Annotated in this window: 12 protein-coding genes; 4 read left to right on the top strand and 8 right to left on the bottom strand. The window is 67.5% G+C overall.

The features are described from left to right. The first annotated feature begins 58 nt into the window (after positions 1 to 58). Positions 59 to 526, top strand: coding sequence for an Lrp/AsnC family transcriptional regulator (locus KBW95_RS03595; RefSeq protein WP_211523686.1), 468 nt, complete (start codon positions 59 to 61; stop codon positions 524 to 526). Positions 527 to 530: 4 nt separating this feature from the next. Here KBW95_RS03595 and KBW95_RS03590 read toward each other — a convergent pair whose 3' ends face one another. Continuing rightward, the gene (locus KBW95_RS03590) at positions 531 to 1,505 is read right to left on the bottom strand and encodes a tripartite tricarboxylate transporter substrate binding protein (RefSeq protein WP_211527503.1); all 975 of its coding nucleotides are present in this window, start codon (positions 1,503 to 1,505) and stop codon (positions 531 to 533) included. A 139-nt stretch (positions 1,506 to 1,644) separates the two neighbouring features. On the opposite strand from KBW95_RS03590, the gene KBW95_RS03585 reads away from it, so the two are divergent. The 3 genes from KBW95_RS03585 to KBW95_RS03575 all read left to right on the top strand — a co-directional run bounded on the left by KBW95_RS03585 (position 1,645) and on the right by KBW95_RS03575 (position 5,324). Continuing rightward, complete coding sequence (locus tag KBW95_RS03585) at positions 1,645 to 2,343, top strand: response regulator (RefSeq protein WP_211523688.1); 699 nt, start codon at positions 1,645 to 1,647, stop codon at positions 2,341 to 2,343. Beyond that, positions 2,340 to 3,749 carry a sensor histidine kinase gene (locus tag KBW95_RS03580; protein ID WP_211527502.1) on the top strand — a complete coding sequence of 470 codons (1,410 nt, stop codon included), beginning with the start codon at positions 2,340 to 2,342 and terminating at the stop codon, positions 3,747 to 3,749. The genes KBW95_RS03585 and KBW95_RS03580 overlap by 4 nt, the downstream gene beginning before the upstream one ends. Before the next feature lie 135 nt (positions 3,750 to 3,884). Continuing rightward, on the top strand, positions 3,885 to 5,324 hold the full coding sequence (locus KBW95_RS03575) for a CitMHS family transporter (RefSeq protein WP_211527501.1): 1,440 nt from the start codon (positions 3,885 to 3,887) through the stop codon (positions 5,322 to 5,324). Here KBW95_RS03575 and KBW95_RS03570 read toward each other — a convergent pair whose 3' ends face one another. Genes KBW95_RS03570 through KBW95_RS03540 form a run of 7 tightly spaced genes read right to left on the bottom strand, consistent with a single transcriptional unit; the run spans position 5,325 to position 14,940 of the window. Then, entirely contained in the window at positions 5,325 to 6,563 is a 1,239-nt protein-coding gene (locus KBW95_RS03570; protein ID WP_211527500.1) for a Zn-dependent hydrolase, read from the bottom strand. A gap of 11 nt (positions 6,564 to 6,574) precedes the next feature. Continuing rightward, complete coding sequence (gene hydA / locus KBW95_RS03565) at positions 6,575 to 7,969, bottom strand: dihydropyrimidinase (RefSeq protein ID WP_211523692.1); 1,395 nt, start codon at positions 7,967 to 7,969, stop codon at positions 6,575 to 6,577. Positions 7,970 to 7,984: 15 nt separating this feature from the next. Continuing rightward, on the bottom strand, positions 7,985 to 9,454 hold the full coding sequence (locus KBW95_RS03560; protein WP_211523693.1) for an NCS1 family nucleobase:cation symporter-1: 1,470 nt from the start codon (positions 9,452 to 9,454) through the stop codon (positions 7,985 to 7,987). Between the two features lies 1 nt (position 9,455). Then, positions 9,456 to 10,745 (bottom strand): NAD-dependent dihydropyrimidine dehydrogenase subunit PreA, encoded by a 1,290-nt coding sequence (gene preA, locus KBW95_RS03555; protein ID WP_211523694.1) that lies wholly within the window; start codon positions 10,743 to 10,745, stop codon positions 9,456 to 9,458. Next, a complete protein-coding gene (locus KBW95_RS03550; RefSeq protein ID WP_211527499.1) occupies positions 10,733 to 12,109 on the bottom strand; it encodes an NAD(P)-dependent oxidoreductase in 1,377 nt (458 codons plus the stop codon). The genes preA and KBW95_RS03550 overlap by 13 nt, the downstream gene beginning before the upstream one ends. Positions 12,110 to 12,124: 15 nt before the next feature. Continuing rightward, positions 12,125 to 13,618 (bottom strand): CoA-acylating methylmalonate-semialdehyde dehydrogenase, encoded by a 1,494-nt coding sequence (locus tag KBW95_RS03545; protein WP_211527498.1) that lies wholly within the window; start codon positions 13,616 to 13,618, stop codon positions 12,125 to 12,127. A 5-nt stretch (positions 13,619 to 13,623) separates the two neighbouring features. Then, a complete protein-coding gene (locus tag KBW95_RS03540; RefSeq protein ID WP_211527497.1) occupies positions 13,624 to 14,940 on the bottom strand; it encodes an aspartate aminotransferase family protein in 1,317 nt (438 codons plus the stop codon). Between the last annotated feature and the right edge of the window lie 149 nt (positions 14,941 to 15,089).

The raw sequence follows: 15,089 nt of genomic DNA, 5'->3' as shown, positions 1-15,089 counted from the left end.
TATCTTTTCGGTTTTCAGTACTAGAATTGCAAAAACATTTCTAGAACTGGCCTCAAATATGAAAAACGTGTCGATGGATCACGCATCGATGAAAATCCTGTGCGAATTGCAGAAGAACGGCAGGATTTCCTCGAACGAGTTGGCGGAGAAGGTGGGCATGTCGGCCAGCCCCTGCTGGCGCCGCCAGAAGGACCTGGAAGAGAACGGCGTCATCCTGCGCTACACCGCCCTGCTCGACCGCCGCAAGCTGGGGCTGGCGGTGGTCTGCCTGCTGCACGTCTCGCTGCTGCGCCATGCGGAAGGGGTGGTCGAGCAGTTCGAGGAAGCGATGCGCCTGCGCCCGGAAGTCGTCGAGTGCTACGAGACCACGGGCAATTCGGACTACCTGGTCAAGGTGGTCGTGGCCGACATGGACGCCTACCACGACTTCCTGCACAACGTGATGGTGAAGCTGAACGGCGTCTCGCAGGTGAATACCAGCGTGGCGCTGCGCGAGGTGAAGTACGAGACCGCGCTGCCGCTCTAGCGGATCAGCGCTCGCGCACCAGCTTGAACTGGATGGCGCGCCGGTTGTAGTCGGCGATCGACTGCTTGACGTAGCGGGTCAGCGCCTCGCCGGTGAGCGAGAACGGATACAGGCCCGCCTCCTGGCGCATGCGGGCGAAGTCGGGACGCGTTTCCATGTGGGCGAAGGCCGCGACCCAGCGCCGGTAGTCGGCGTCCGGCACGTCCGGCCCCATCCACACGCCGCGGATCACCGGCCACACCACGTCGTAGCCCTGCTCGCGCGCGGTCGGCACGCTGGCCAGGATGCCCGGCAGGCGCTGCTCGGACAGCACCGCCAGCACCCTCACCTGGCCGCGGCTGGCGTACAGCAGGGCTTCGGAGGTGTCGCCCGAAATCGCCTGGACGTGGCCGGCCTGCATGGCGACGAATTGCTCGCCGCCGCCTTCCAGGGCCACGAAACGCAGCTTGCGCGGCTCGACGCCGGCCTGCCGGACCAGCAGCGCCATCTTCATCCAGTCCTGGCTGCCGATGGTGCCGGACATGCCGACCAGCACGCGGCGCGGATCGCGCTTGAGCGCCTTGAGCAGTTCGCCCAGCGAGCGGTACGGAGAGCCGGCAGGCACGGCGATCATGCCGTAGTCGGTGCCGAAGGCCGCGACCCAGCGCACGTCGTCGGCGCTGGCCTTGCCGAATTTGCCGCGCGCCAGGTTCAGCACCGAGCCGCCGGAAAACGCGACCAGGGTGTTCGGCTCGCTGCGGCGCTGCGAGACCAGGGTATGCCAGGCCACGGCGCCCACCCCGCCCGGCATGTAGCTCAGCTTCAGTGCGGGCGCGCCCGGTTCGCCGGGCAAGGCATGCTGGGCCAGCTTGCAGGTCAGGTCCATGGCGCCGCCCGGCTTGGACGGCACCAGGCATTCGGCGCCGGCCGGCTGCCTGGCCTGGGCCTGCCAGCAGGCGGCCGCCAGAAGCGGTAACAGGAGGGTGCGCAGCATCTTCATGGGCTCATCATAGCGCGTGGCGGCCGAGTGTACAGCGGCCAGGCTTTCAGTTCGCTTTCAGGCTTCCCGGACGTTGTGGAAATCCCTTATCGGCCCGCCGGAGGCCCCGGCGCGCGGATTTTGCGCTTACACTGGCGCGATGAGAATCCTGCTAGTCGAAGACCACGTCGAGCTGCAGCACTGGGTATCCAAGGCCCTGCGCGACGCCAACCTCACCGTCGAATGCGCGGCCACGGGCGCCGACGCCGACGCCCTGCTGCACACCCAGGACTACGCCCTGGTGATCCTGGACCTGACCCTGCCCAAGATGGACGGGCTGGACGTGCTGCGCCGCCTGCGCGCGCGCGGCGGCGCGCGCGGCGGCACGCCGGTGCTGATCCTGACCGCGCGCGGCGGCCTGGAGGAAAAGGTGCAGGGCCTGAACCTGGGCGCCGACGACTACCTGGCCAAGCCCTTCGAACTGGCGGAGCTGGAGGCGCGCGTCAAGGCGCTGCTGCGGCGCCGCTTCGGCGGCGGCGGCAACGAGAACCTGGTGCAGCGTTGCGGCGGCCTCAGTTTCGACACCGTCTCGCGCATGTTCCACTACTGCGGCGAGCCCTTGGCCCTGACGCCGCGCGAGCATGCGGTGCTGGAAGCGCTGATCGCACGCCCGGGGCGCGCGCTCTCGAAAGACAAGCTGTTCGACGAAGTCTTCGCCCTGGTCGACGACGCCAACGTCGACGCCATCGAGCTCTACATCCACCGCATCCGCAAGAAGCTGGAGCGCCGCGCCGACGGCAACGCCGCGATCGTGACCTTGCGCGGCATCGGCTACCTGCTGCAGGAGCGCCAGGCTTGAGAAAGGCACCCGGCAGCCTGCGCAACCAGCTGCTGCGCTGGCTGATCCTGCCGCTGGTGGCGCTGGTCGCCGTGAATGCCGTGTCGCTCTACCGCGACGCGCTGGAGGCCGGCGACATCGCCTACGACCGTTCCCTGCTGGCCTCCACGCGCGCCCTCGCCGAGCGGGTCTCGGTACGCGACGGCAAGGTGGTGGCCGACGTGCCCTACGTCGCCCTGGACAGCTTCGAGACCGACACCCTGGGCCGCATCTACTACAAGGTCACCGGGCCGAACGGGGAAACCGTCTCCGGCTACGACGACCTGCCGCCGGTGCCGGAGGGCGTGCCGCGCTCCGACCTGTATCCGGCCCTGGTGCGCTTCTACCATGCCGAATACAACGGCGAGCCGGTGCGCATCGCGGCCCTGCACCAGCCGGTGTTCGACGATTCGATGCGCGGCATCGCCCTGATCCAGGTGGGCGAGACGCTCGACGCCCGGCGCGCGCTATCGCGCCGGATCCTGATCAATACCCTGTGGCGCCAGGCCCTGCTGGTGCTGGCGGTGGCGACCCTGGTGTGGTTCGCGGTGCGCCTGGTGCTGCGTCCCCTCATGGCGCTCAAGAACGAGGTCGAGACGCGTTCGCTGTCCGACCTGTCCGACGTCGACCCGGCCCTGGTGCACAAGGAAGTGCGGCCGCTGGTGACGGCCATGAACGGCGCCATGACGCGCATGCAGAACCTGATCGCCAGCCAGCGCCGCTTCATCGCCGACGCCTCGCACCAGCTGCGCACCCCTCTCACGGTGCTCAAGACCCAGGCCGAGCTGGCCCTGCGCGAGGACGATCCGGCCGCCATGCGCGCCATCGTGCGCTCGATCGCCGGCACCACCGATTCCGCCATCCACCTGGCCAACCGCCTCCTGACCCTGGCCCGCATCGAGCATGGCAACGGAAGCGTGGCCAGCGTCCCCGTCTCGCTGGCCGCCGTGGCCGGCCAGGTCGGGCTGGAGCTGGCGCCGCTGGCGGTGCAGAAAGGGATCGACCTGGCGCTGGAGGCCGAGGACGGCGCCGACACCACCGTCCATGGGCAGGAACTCCTGCTGCACGAGCTGGTATCCAACCTGGCCGACAACGCCATCCGCTACACGCCGCCAGGAGGAAGCGTGCAGCTGCGCGTGGCGCGGACGGAGACCGGCGTCCTGCTGGAGGTGACCGACAGCGGGCCGGGCATCCTTGACGCCGAAATGGAAAAGGTCTTCATGCCCTTCTACCGCGCCCAGGCAAGCCTGGAGGCCAACCCCGGCGGCACCGGCCTGGGCCTGGCCATCGTGCGCGACATCGCCACCATGCACGGCGCCACCCTGGCGCTCGAACGCGCCCCCCATTCCCACGGCCTGAAAGTCAGCGTCCTGTTTGCGCCGCACTGAAAGCTAACTGAAAGCCAGCCCCGCCTATAGTTGGCGCAACAAGGCCGGGACTGCGCCGAACCATTCGCCCCAGATCCGCCGGCCAATAAGAACTATTGACGACAGCTGCACCGCAGCACTTCTGAGGAGAATTCCATGCTGACCATCCTGGCATACTCGATGATCATCGTGTTCATGTTCCTGATCATGACCAAGCGCCTGCCGGCCATGGTCGCACTGATCGTCGTGCCCATCGCCTTCGGCCTGATCGGCGGCTTCGGCGCGGAACTGGGCCCGATGATGCTCACCGGGATCAAGAACCTGGCGCCGACCGGCGTCATGCTGATGTTCGCGATCCTGTACTTCGGCATCATGATCGATGCCGGCTTGTTCGACCCGCTGATCCGCCGCATCGTGACCCTGGTCCAGGGCGATCCGGTCAAGATCGTGGTCGGCACCGCGGTGCTGGCCATGTTCGTATCGCTCGACGGCGACGGCGCCACCACCTACATGATCACGGTCGCGGCCATGCTGCCCCTGTACAAGCGCCTCGGCATGAACCAGCTGATCCTCGCCTGCGTGATCATGCTGGCCGGCGGCGTCTTCAATATCCTGCCCTGGGGCGGCCCCACGGCGCGCGCCGCCAGCGCCCTGGGCGTGGATGTGAGCACCATCTTCGTTCCCATGATCCTGCCGATGGTCGCAGGCGTCTGCTGGGTGCTGGTCGTCGCCTATGTGCTGGGCAAGAAGGAGCGCGCCCGCATCGGCACGGTGCGGCTGGCCGCCCAGGCCAGCATCAGGCAGGCGAGCAACGTCAGCGCCCTGAAGCCCGCCCAGGCCAGCCTCGCGGCGTCCGGCGAGATGGACGGCACCACCGGCCAGTGGATCGCCCATGCAAGCTCGGTGGGTGAGGACAGCACCGTCCAGGCCAGGGAAACCGACACCACGGATTCCGATCCGGCCTTCGCACGCCCGAAACTGATCTGGATGAACTTCGCGCTCACGGCCCTGCTGCTTGGCTTGCTGATCAAGGGCGCCCTGCCGCTGCCGGCGCTGTTCATGATCTTCTTCGCGATCGCACTGATGATCAACTACCCGCGCCTGGAAGACCAGAAGGAGCGCATCGCGGCGCACGCGGTCAATGCGGTGCCGGTCGTGTCGCTGATCTTCGCCGCCGGCATCTTCGTCGGCATCCTGCAGGGCACCAAGATGGTGGACGCCATCGCCCTCAGCGTGATCGCCGCCGTGCCGGACTGGATGGGCCCTTACCTGGCCATCGTGACCGGGCTGCTGAGCATTCCCTTCACCTTCTTCATCTCGAACGACGCCTTCTACTTCGGCATCGTGCCGATCCTGGCCAAGGCCGCCGCCGTGTACGGCATCAGCCCGGCGGAAATCGGCCGCGCCTCGCTGATCGGCCAGCCGGTCCACCTGCTCAGCCCCCTGGTCGCCTCGACCTACCTGCTGGTCGGCATGGCCAAGGTCGAATTCGGCGACCACCAGCGCTTTACCCTGAAGTGGTCGATCACGGCGTCGCTGGTCCTGCTGGTCGCTGCCGTGGTCTTCGGTGTGATCCCGCTGGTCGGGAATCTCTGATCAGCGCGCGATCCCAGCTCTTTCCAGCATCGCATGCAGGAGGACGTTGCAGCCGGCTTCCAGATGGTCCGGCTGCGCGTCCTCGATTTCGTTGTGGCTGATCCCGTCCTTGCAAGGGACGAAGATCATGCCTGACGGGGCCACCCGGGCGGCGTAGATGGCGTCGTGGCCGGCGCCGGACACGACGTCCATGGTCGAGTAGCCCAGCTTTTCCGTTGCCTTGCGCACCGCGCCCACGCAGTCCGGGTGGAAGGGGCAAGGCGGATAATAGGACACCCGCTCCACCTCGATCCCCAATCCGGTTTCCCGGCGCGTCTGCGCCACGAAGGCCAGCATCTCCTCGTGCATGGTGTTCAGCAGCTCGTCGCTCACGTTGCGCAGGTCGATGCTGAACTTGACCTGGCCGGGAATCACGTTGCGGCTGTTGGGGAACACCTGCACCATTCCCACCGTGCCGCGGCCGTAGGGCGGGTAGCGGTTGGCGATCCTCACCACTTCCTGCATCACGATGGTGGCCACCTGCAACGCATCGCGCCGCAGGCCCATCGGCGTCGGCCCGGCGTGGGCTTCCATCCCGGAAACAAGGCAGTCGTACCACGACAGGCCCATCACGGCCGGCACCACGCCGATCACCTTTCCCGCATCCTCCAGCACCGGCCCCTGCTCGATATGGGTCTCGAAATAGGCGCCGATCGGGTGGCGGCCCGGGACTTCGTCGCCGCGGTAGCCGATCCGCTCCAGTTCCTCGCCCACGCTCTTGCCCTCGGTATCGCGGGCGGCATAGGCCGTCTCCAGGCTGAAGGCGCCGCAGAACACGCCGGAGCCCATCATCACCGGCACGAAGCGCGAGCCTTCCTCGTTGGTCCAGAACGCGACCTCGATCGGCGCCTCGGTCTGGATCTGCAAATCGTTCAGGGTGCGCACCACTTCCAGCCCGGCCAGCACGCCGTAGTTGCCGTCGAACTTGCCGCCGGTCGGCTGGGTGTCGATGTGGCTGCCGGTGACGATGGGCGGCAAGGCCGGGTTGCGACCTTCGCGGCGCATGAAGACGTTGCCGATCTGGTCGATGGTGACTGTCATGCCCGCTTCCCGGCCCCAGCTCACCACCAGGTCGCGGCCCTGGCGGTCGAGATCCGTCAGGGCCAGGCGCTTGACGCCGCCCTTTTCCGTCGCGCCGATCCGGGCCAGTTCCATCAGCGAGGCCCACAGGCGCTTGCCGTCGATACGCAATTCGTTCATCTCAGCTCCCCTCAGGACGCGGACACAGCCGAAAAGGCCGGGCGGGTCACGTAGCGTCCGGCGCCCTCCTCGGCGCGCAGCTCGCCGCGCTCGAACACCAGCTTGCCGGCGGCGATGGTATGGGTCGGGATGCCGCGCACGGTACGGCCCTCGAATACATTGAAGCCGCCCTTCGAATGCTGGGTCGCGGCCGAGATGGTGCGCTTGCCTTCCGGGTCCCAGACCACGATGTCGGCATCCGCCCCCGCCGCCACCAGGCCCTTGCGCGGGTACATGTTGAAGATCTGGGCCGCATTGGTCGAAGTCACCCGCACGAACTCCGACGGAGTCAGCCGCCCGCTGCCGACGCCGGCATCCCAGACCACGGCCATGCGCTCCTCGACGCCGCCGCAGCCGTTCGGGATTTTGGTGAAGTCGTCCTTGCCGGCCGCCTTCTGGGCCGCGCAGAAGGTGCAATGGTCGGTCGCGGTCGTGTGCAGGTTGCCGCCCTGGAGGCCCTGCCACAGCGCCTGCTGGTGGTGGCTGCTGCGGAACGGCGGGCTCATGACGTGGCCGCGCGCGAACTCCGGGTCCGGGTGGCGGTAGACGCTGTCGTCGATCACCAGGTGGCCGGCCAGCGCTTCGCCATACACGCGCTGGCCGCGTGCGCGGGCGCGGGTGATGGCGTCGAGCGATTCGGCGCAGGACACGTGGACGATGTAGACCGGCGTGCCGAGCACGTTGGCGATGGCGATGGCGCGGTTGGCCGCCTCCGCTTCTACTTCCGGTGGGCGCGACAGCGGATGCGCCTCGGCGCCGCGCATGCCCTTGGCCAGCAGTTCCTGCTGCAGCTGGTAGACCAGTTCGCCGTTTTCCGCATGCACGGTCGGGATCGCGCCCAGCTCCAGGGCGCGGCGGAAGCTCTTCACCAGGGTCTCGTCGTCCGCCATGATGGCGTTCTTGTAGGCCATGAAGTGCTTGAAGCTGTTGACGCCGTGCTCGCGCACCAGCACCCCCATCTCTTCGTGCACCGAGGCGTCCCACCAGGTGACGGCCACGTGGAAGGTGTAGTCGCTGGCCGCCTTGCGCGCCCAGCCGCGCCAGGTATGGAAGGCTTCGAGCAGCGACTGCCTGGGGTCGGGAATCACGAAGTCCATGATGGTGGTCGTGCCGCCCGCCAGGCCGGCCGCGGTGCCGGTGTAGAAATCGTCGGCGGTGACCGTGCCCATGAAGGGCAGCTGCATGTGGGTGTGGGTGTCGATCCCGCCCGGCATCACGTACTGTCCGCGCGCGTCGATTACCTTGGCGCCGCCGGGGGCTTCCAGGTTCTCTCCCACGGCGACGATCTTGTCGCCTTCGCACAGCACGTCGGCTTGGTGCGCCCGGTCGGCGTTTACCACGGTACCGCCACGGATAATCACGGTCATACGAGCTCCCTCGGGTTAAGGTTGTGGGGCCGCCAGCGCCGGCACGGCGCGCGCCTTCATCATGGTTCCGTACACCAGCGCCGCGATGGCGAGGCCGACGAACCAGGCATAGGTATAGATGGTCTTGAAGGTCTCGCCCACGCCCGGGAAGGCGTCGGGGAAGGCCGCGTTCAGGAAGCCGGGAATGTTCGGCAGCACGCCGAGCACGAAGGCGAGGACGGCCGCCATGTTCCAGCCATTCCTGTATGCGTAGATCCCGTCCTCGCGGTACATCTGGGCGACATCCAGCTCCGTCTTGCGGATCAGGTAGTAGTCGACGATCAGGATGCCCGCGATGGGCCCCAGCAGGGCCGAATAGCCGACCAGCCATGTGAAGATGTAGTTCTGGGTCGATTCCAGGATCTTCCAGGGCATCATGGCCAGCGCCAGCCCGGCCGTGATGTAGCCGCCGGTACGGTAGCTGATGCGCCTGGGCGCCAGCGCCGAGAAGTCGTAGGCCGGGCCGACCAGGTTGGCCGCCAGGTTCACGCTGACCGTATCCACCAGCAGCACGATCAGCGCCACCAGCACCGCGATGCCGGTCATGCGGCTGGCCAGGTCGACCGGGTCCCACAAGGCCTTGCCGTACAAGACCACGGTGGCCGAGGTCACGATCACGGCCAGCGCCGCCAGCAGCCCCATGGGCAGCGGCAGGCCGACGCTCTGGCCGACCACCTGGTCGCGCTGGCTGCGGGCGAAGCGGGTGAAGTCGGGGATGTTCAGCGCCAGGGTCGCCCAGAATCCGACCATGGCCGTCAGCGAGGGCCAGAACACCTGCCAGAACTGCCCCGCCTTCTTGCCGCCCGGGGCGAATTCCGAAGGACGGTCCAGCAGCGGTCCGAAGCCGCCCGCTTTGTCATACACCCACCACAGCAGCAAGAAGCAGATCGCGATCTTTAATGGCGCCGTATAGGTCTCCAGCTTGCGGATCGATTCGATGCCGTGCACGATGAACCAGACCTGGATCGCCCAGAAAGCCAGGAAGCAGGCCAGCTGGCCCAGGTTGATGCCCAGCCCCGGCAGCGGCTCGCCGCCGATGGGCGCGCCGTTCATCACCCCCAGCAGCGTATAAATCATGCTGCCGCCGAACCAGGTCTGGATGCCGTACCAGCCGCAGGCGACGATGGCGCGCATCAGCGCCGGCAGCCGGGCGCCGCGCGTGCCGAAGGAAGTGCGCGCCAGCACGGCGTAGGGAATCCCGTACTTGGTGCCGGCGTGGCCGATCAGCAGCATCGGCACGAGCACGATGGCGTTGGCCAGGAAGACCGTGAACACGGCCTGCCAGCCCGACATGCCGGCGTCGATCAGGCTGGCCGACAGGGTATAGGCCGGGATGCACATCACCATCCCCACCCACAGGGCCGCGAAATGGTACCAGCGCCAGGTGCGCTGCGCGGCCGTGGTGGGGGCCAGGTCGGCGTTCCAGAGTTCGGCGCTGTGGCTCATATCAGGCCACCTTCGCCGCAGCCGTCTCCGCACGGGGATTGCGCGGATCCTCGGTCCAGTTCATATAGGGCTTGCCGGTCTGCTGCGGCACCATCGTGATGCAGGCCTCAACCGGGCAGGTGATCTCGCACAGGTTGCAGCCCACGCATTCGTCGCGGATGACCTCGTAGCGCCGCTTGCCGGCCCCGTCGACGGCGCGGGCGATGGCCTGGTGCGAGGTGTCCTCGCAGGCCACGTAGCATTTGCCGCACTGGATGCACTTGTCCTGGTCGATCCGGGCGATTACCTGGTAATTCATGTCCAGGTATTTCCAGTCGGTGGTATTGGGCACCGCCTTGCCGGAGAAGGCGGCGATGTCCGCGTAAGCCTTGCTGTCCATCCAGCGCGCCAGGCCATCCTTCATTTCCTCGACGATGCGGAAGCCATGCAGCATGGCCGCCGTGCATACCTGCACGCAGCCCGCGCCCAGGGCGATGAACTCGGCCGCGTCGCGCCAGCTGCCGATGCCGCCGATGCCGGAGATCGGCAAGCCGCGCGTCGCCGGGTCGCGTGCGATCTCGGCCACCATGTTGAGCGCGATCGGCTTGACCGCCGAGCCGCAGTAGCCGCCGTGGGTGCTGGCGCCGCCGACCACCGGGAAAGCCACCATGCGGTCCAGGTCGAGGTGGGTGATGGAATTGATGGTGTTGATCAGGGAGACGGCATCGGCGCCGCCAGCCAGCGCGGCCCGGGCTGGGGCGCGCACATCGGTGATGTTGGGCGTCAGTTTGACGATCACCGGCAGGCGCGTGTGCTTCTTGCACCAGGCGGTCACCATCTGCACGTAGTCCGGCACCTGTCCCACGGCCGCGCCCATGCCGCGCTCCGGCATGCCGTGCGGGCAGCCGAAATTCAGCTCGATGCCGTCGGCGCCGGTGGCCTCGATCAGGGGCAGGATGGCGGCCCAGGGCGCTTCCTCGCAGGGCAGCATCAGGGACACGACCAGGGCCCGGTCCGGCCAGTCCTTTTTCACCTGCGTGATTTCGCGCAGGTTGATCTCCAGGCTGCGGTCGGTGATCAGCTCGATGTTGTTGAAGCCGAGGACTTCGCGGTTCTTGCCGTAGTGGGCCGAATAGCGCGAGGAGACGTTGACCGCCGGCGGATCTTCTCCCAGGGTCTTCCAGACCACCCCGCCCCAGCCGGCCTCGAAGGCGCGCACGACGTTGTAGGCCTTGTCGGTCGGCGGCGCCGAGGCCAGCCAGAACGGGTTCGGCGACTTGATGCCGCAGAAGTCGATGCTCAGGTCGGCCATGCTGCCTCCGATGTCGATTGGATATCGTTGTGAATGGAGAGCGCTGCCAGCTTGCCATGCTGGACCGCCTGCACCGTCAGGTCCTGACCCGGCGCCACGCAATCGCCGCCGGCGTAGATGCCGGGCAGCGCGGTGCGGAAGCGCTCGTCGATCCAGATGCGCTCGCCCTCGCGCGACAGTTCCCGCGCCAGCGGCTCCTGTAGCCCCTCTTCGCTCATGCCCTGGCCGATGGCCTTGAACACCGCGTCCGCCGCGATCTCGAGATAGCCGCCGGTGCGCACCAGCCGGCCGTCCTCGATGCGGGTCTGCTCGAAGCGCATGCCGGCCACCTTGGCGGTGTCGTCCAGCAGCACCTCCAGCGGCGCGGCCCAGGTGCGAATCTGGACCTGGTTGGCCTTGGCGATCTCGATTTCGTGGCCGGTCGCGCTCATGGATTCCATGCCGCGCCGGTACACCAGGGTCACCTCCGCCGCGCCCAGGCGCTTGATCTGCACCGCCATGTCGATCGCCGTATTCCCCGCGCCGATGACGATGGCGCGGCGCGGCACCGGCAGGCTGGCCAGGTCGCTCGCCTGGCGCAGCGCGGCGATATAGTCGATCGCCGCCATCAGGCCAGGCGCATCCTCGCCCGTCAGGCCGAGTGCGCGGCTGGCGCCCAGGCCGATCCCGAGGAAGACCGCGTCGTAGCGGGCGTGCAGCTCGGCCAGGCTCAGGTTCACGCCCAGCTTGCGGCCGTAGGCGATCTCGATGCCGCCGATGGCCAGCAGGAAGTCCACCTCCGCCTGGGCGAAGTCGCCCGGCAGCTTGTACCTGGCGATGCCGTATTCGTTCAGGCCGCCCGCCTTCTCGCGCGCCTCGTACACGACCACGTCGTGGCCCAGCATGGCCAGGCGGTGGGCGCAGGACAGGCCCGCCGGCCCCGCGCCGACCACGGCCACCACCTTGCCGGTGGACGGGGCGCGCTGGAACGGGTGGCCATTGAAATGGGCATGATCGATGGCGTAGCGCTGCAGCAGCCCGATGCGCACCGGCTCGCGCTCGGCCGGGTTGTTGCGCACGCAGGCGTCCTCGCACAGGATCTCGGTCGGGCAGACGCGCGAGCAGCTGCCGCCGAAGATGTTCGCCTTCAGGATGCCGTAGGCGGCGCCATCGATGTTCTGCTCATGGATATTGCGGATGAAGCCGGCCACGTCGATATCGGTGGGGCAGGCGTTCATGCAGGGCGCGTCGTAGCAATAGAGACAGCGGGCCGCCTCGACCGCCGCCTGGCGCGCGGTGAGCGGCGGGGCCAGGTCGGTGAAATGGGCGGCCAGTTCGCTGCTCGAACCGGCGGCGGAGGGCAAGTGTTGGAGTGAGTCGAGCATAGGCGTCCCTTATGTCTATTTCATCTGCGGGAAAGCGAACTGCGGTCCGGAACTGGCGCTATCCGGCCAGCGCTGCATCACTGCCTTGTGGCGCGTGTAGAAGCGCACGCCTTCCGGTCCGTAGGCGTGATGGTCGCCGAACAGGCTGCGTTTCCAGCCGCCGAAGCTGTTGAAGGCCATCGGCACCGGCAGCGGCACGTTTACGCCCACCATGCCCACTTCGATCTGGCGCACGAACTCGCGCGCCACGCCGCCGTCGCGGGTGAAGATGGCGACGCCGTTGCCGTATTCGTTGGCGTTGATGAGTTCCACGGCGCTGCCCACGTCCGGCAGGCGCACCACGCACAGCACCGGCCCGAAGATCTCTTCCTTGTAGATCGTCATGTCCGGCTTGACGTGGTCGAACAGGGTGCCGCCCACGAAGAAGCCTTTCTCGCAGCCCGCGACCTGGTGGCCGCGCCCGTCCACGACGAGTGTCGCGCCCTGTTCCACGCCCTGGCCGATCAGGCGCTCGATGCGCTCCTTGGCGGCCCTGGTGATCACCGGCCCCATCTCGGCGCCGTCCTGCATGCCGTCGCCGATCTTCAGCCGGGCCGTGCGCTCGGCCAGCGCCGCCACCAGGCGGTCGCCCGCCTCGCCCACCGCTACCGCGACGGAGATGGCCATGCAGCGCTCGCCCGCAGAGCCGTAGGCGGCGCCGATCAGGGCGTCGACGGCCATCGTCATGTCGGCGTCGGGCATCACCACCATATGGTTCTTGGCGCCGCCCAGGGCCTGCACGCGCTTGCCCTTGGCGGAACCGCGCGCGTAGATGTATTCGGCAATCGGGGTCGAACCGACAAAGCTGACCGCCTGCACATCGGGATGGTCGAGCAGCGCATCGACCGCCACCTTGTCGCCCTGGACCACATTGAACACTCCGTCCGGCAGCCCCGCATCCTTGAGCAGGCGCGCATGCAGCAAGGAGGCCGAGGGGTCGCGCTCCGAGGGTTTGAGCACGAAGGTATTGCCGCAGGCGATCGCGATCGGGAACATCCACATCGGCACCATCACCGGGAAGTTGAAGGGTGTGATGCCGGCCACCACGCCCAGCGGCTGGCGCATCGACCAGGCGTCGATGCCGCGCGCCACCTGGTCGGTGAACTCGCCCTTGAGCAGCTGCGGGATGCCGACCGCGAATTCCACGACTTCGATCCCGCGCGCCACTTCGCCCTGGGCGTCAGCGAAGGTCTTGCCGTGTTCGCGCGTGACCAGGGCCGCGAATTGGTCGGTATGCGCGCGGCACAGCTGCAGGTAATTGAACAGCACCCGCGCCCGCTGCAGCGGCGGCGTCGCCGCCCAGGCCGGGAAAGCCGCATGGGCGGCGCCCACGGCCGCGTCGACGTCCTCGTGGTCCGCCAGCGCCACGGTGGCGCAAGGCGCGCCGCGCGCCGGGTTGTAGACATCGGCCTGGCGCAGGCTGGGCCGCTCGAGCTGCTGGCCGTTGATGAAATGCGAGATGAAGGTCATAGGTCTTAATCCAGGTTCTTCAGGACGGTCGCCAGCTTGCCGAACAATTCGTCGATGTGCTGCTTGCCCAGGACGAGCGGCGGCGACAGCGCGATGATGTCGCCGGTGGTGCGGATCAGGAGGCCGTCCGCGAAGGCCTTCTTGAGCGCGCTGTAGGCGCGCGCACCGGGCTTGCCGGGGATGGATTCCAGCTCGATGCCGCCGACCAGGCCGATCGAGCGCAGGTCGATCACATGCGGCAGGCCGCGCAGCGCATGCAGCGCGTCCTCGAAGTAAGGCTGCATCTCGCGGGCGTTGTCGAGGATGCCCTGCTCGCGGAACACCTCGAGCGTGGCCAGCGAGGCCGCGCAGGCCAGCGGATGGCCGGAATAGGTATAGCCGTGGAACAGTTCGATGCCCGCCGGCGCGTCCATGACGGCGTCGTGGATGTGGCGCTTGGAGAACACGGCGCCCATCGGCACGGCGGCATTGGTCAGGCCCTTGGCGACCGTCATCATGTCCGGTTCGACCCCGAAGTAATCGCTGGCGAAGGGCGCCGTCAGGCGGCCGAAGCCGGTGATGACTTCGTCGAAGATCAGCAGGATGCCGTGCTTGTCGCAGAGTTCGCGCAGGCGCTTCAGATAGCCCTTGGGCGGCACCAGCACCCCGGTCGACCCCGACACCGGCTCGACGATGACGGCCGCGATGGTCGAGGCGTCGTGCAGCGCCACCAGGCGTTCCAGTTCGTCCGCCAGCTCCACGCCGAAGTCCGGCTCGCCACGCGAGAAGGCGTTCTTGAGCAGGTTGTGGGTATGCGGCAGGTGGTCGACGCCGGGCAGCAGCGGGCCGAACTGCTTGCGGTTGGGACCGATGCCGCCCACCGACAGCCCGCCGAAGCCGACCCCGTGGTAGCCGCGCTCGCGGCCGATCAGGCGGGTGCGGCCGCCCTCCCCGCGCGCCTTGTGGTAAGCCAGCGCCATCTTGAGCGCGGTGTCGACCGCCTCGGAGCCGGAGTTGGTGTAGAAGACGTGGCCGAACTTGTGGCCCGTGTAGTCCATCAGCTGTTCGGCCAGCTCGAAGGCCGCCGGGTGCCCCATCTGGAAGGTCGGCGCGAAATCCAGCTGGCCGGCCATGGTGGCGATCGCCTCGGTGATGCGCGGCTGGGCGTGGCCGCAGGGCACGCACCACAGCCCGGCGGTGCCGTCGAGGATGGGATTGCCGTCGACATCGCGGTAATACATCCCTTCGGCCGACACGAGCAGGCGCGGACTGGTCTTGAAGTCGCGGTTGTTCGTGAATGGCATCCAAAATGAGGACATCGACTGGGGCCTGGACTCGTTCATGCGGTCTCCTTCGCCGTCGCGGCAAAATTTTTACCAATTGGCAAAATACTGGTCAATAATAGATAGCAAGGCAACATTGGCAACAGATACACCACCGGCAAAAGCGACCAACCGTACTGGTCACGCGGCCTGTACAGTTCTTAACCCGT

The organism is Massilia sp. ZL223 (assembly GCF_018119395.1).
Taxonomy (GTDB): domain Bacteria; phylum Pseudomonadota; class Gammaproteobacteria; order Burkholderiales; family Burkholderiaceae_D; genus Telluria.
This window is presented reverse-complemented; position numbering and strand designations above follow the sequence as displayed.

Coding starts and splice junctions, on each gene's coding strand:
- KBW95_RS03595 (WP_211523686.1), top strand. CDS start 59: ATGAAAAACGTGTCGATGGATCACGCATCGATGAAAATCCTGTGCGAA.
- KBW95_RS03590 (WP_211527503.1), bottom strand. CDS start 1,505: ATGAAGATGCTGCGCACCCTCCTGTTACCGCTTCTGGCGGCCGCCTGC.
- KBW95_RS03585 (WP_211523688.1), top strand. CDS start 1,645: ATGAGAATCCTGCTAGTCGAAGACCACGTCGAGCTGCAGCACTGGGTA.
- KBW95_RS03575 (WP_211527501.1), top strand. CDS start 3,885: ATGCTGACCATCCTGGCATACTCGATGATCATCGTGTTCATGTTCCTG.
- KBW95_RS03570 (WP_211527500.1), bottom strand. CDS start 6,563: ATGAACGAATTGCGTATCGACGGCAAGCGCCTGTGGGCCTCGCTGATG.
- hydA (WP_211523692.1), bottom strand. CDS start 7,969: ATGACCGTGATTATCCGTGGCGGTACCGTGGTAAACGCCGACCGGGCG.
- KBW95_RS03560 (WP_211523693.1), bottom strand. CDS start 9,454: ATGAGCCACAGCGCCGAACTCTGGAACGCCGACCTGGCCCCCACCACG.
- preA (WP_211523694.1), bottom strand. CDS start 10,745: ATGGCCGACCTGAGCATCGACTTCTGCGGCATCAAGTCGCCGAACCCG.
- KBW95_RS03550 (WP_211527499.1), bottom strand. CDS start 12,109: ATGCTCGACTCACTCCAACACTTGCCCTCCGCCGCCGGTTCGAGCAGC.
- KBW95_RS03545 (WP_211527498.1), bottom strand. CDS start 13,618: ATGACCTTCATCTCGCATTTCATCAACGGCCAGCAGCTCGAGCGGCCC.
- KBW95_RS03540 (WP_211527497.1), bottom strand. CDS start 14,940: ATGAACGAGTCCAGGCCCCAGTCGATGTCCTCATTTTGGATGCCATTC.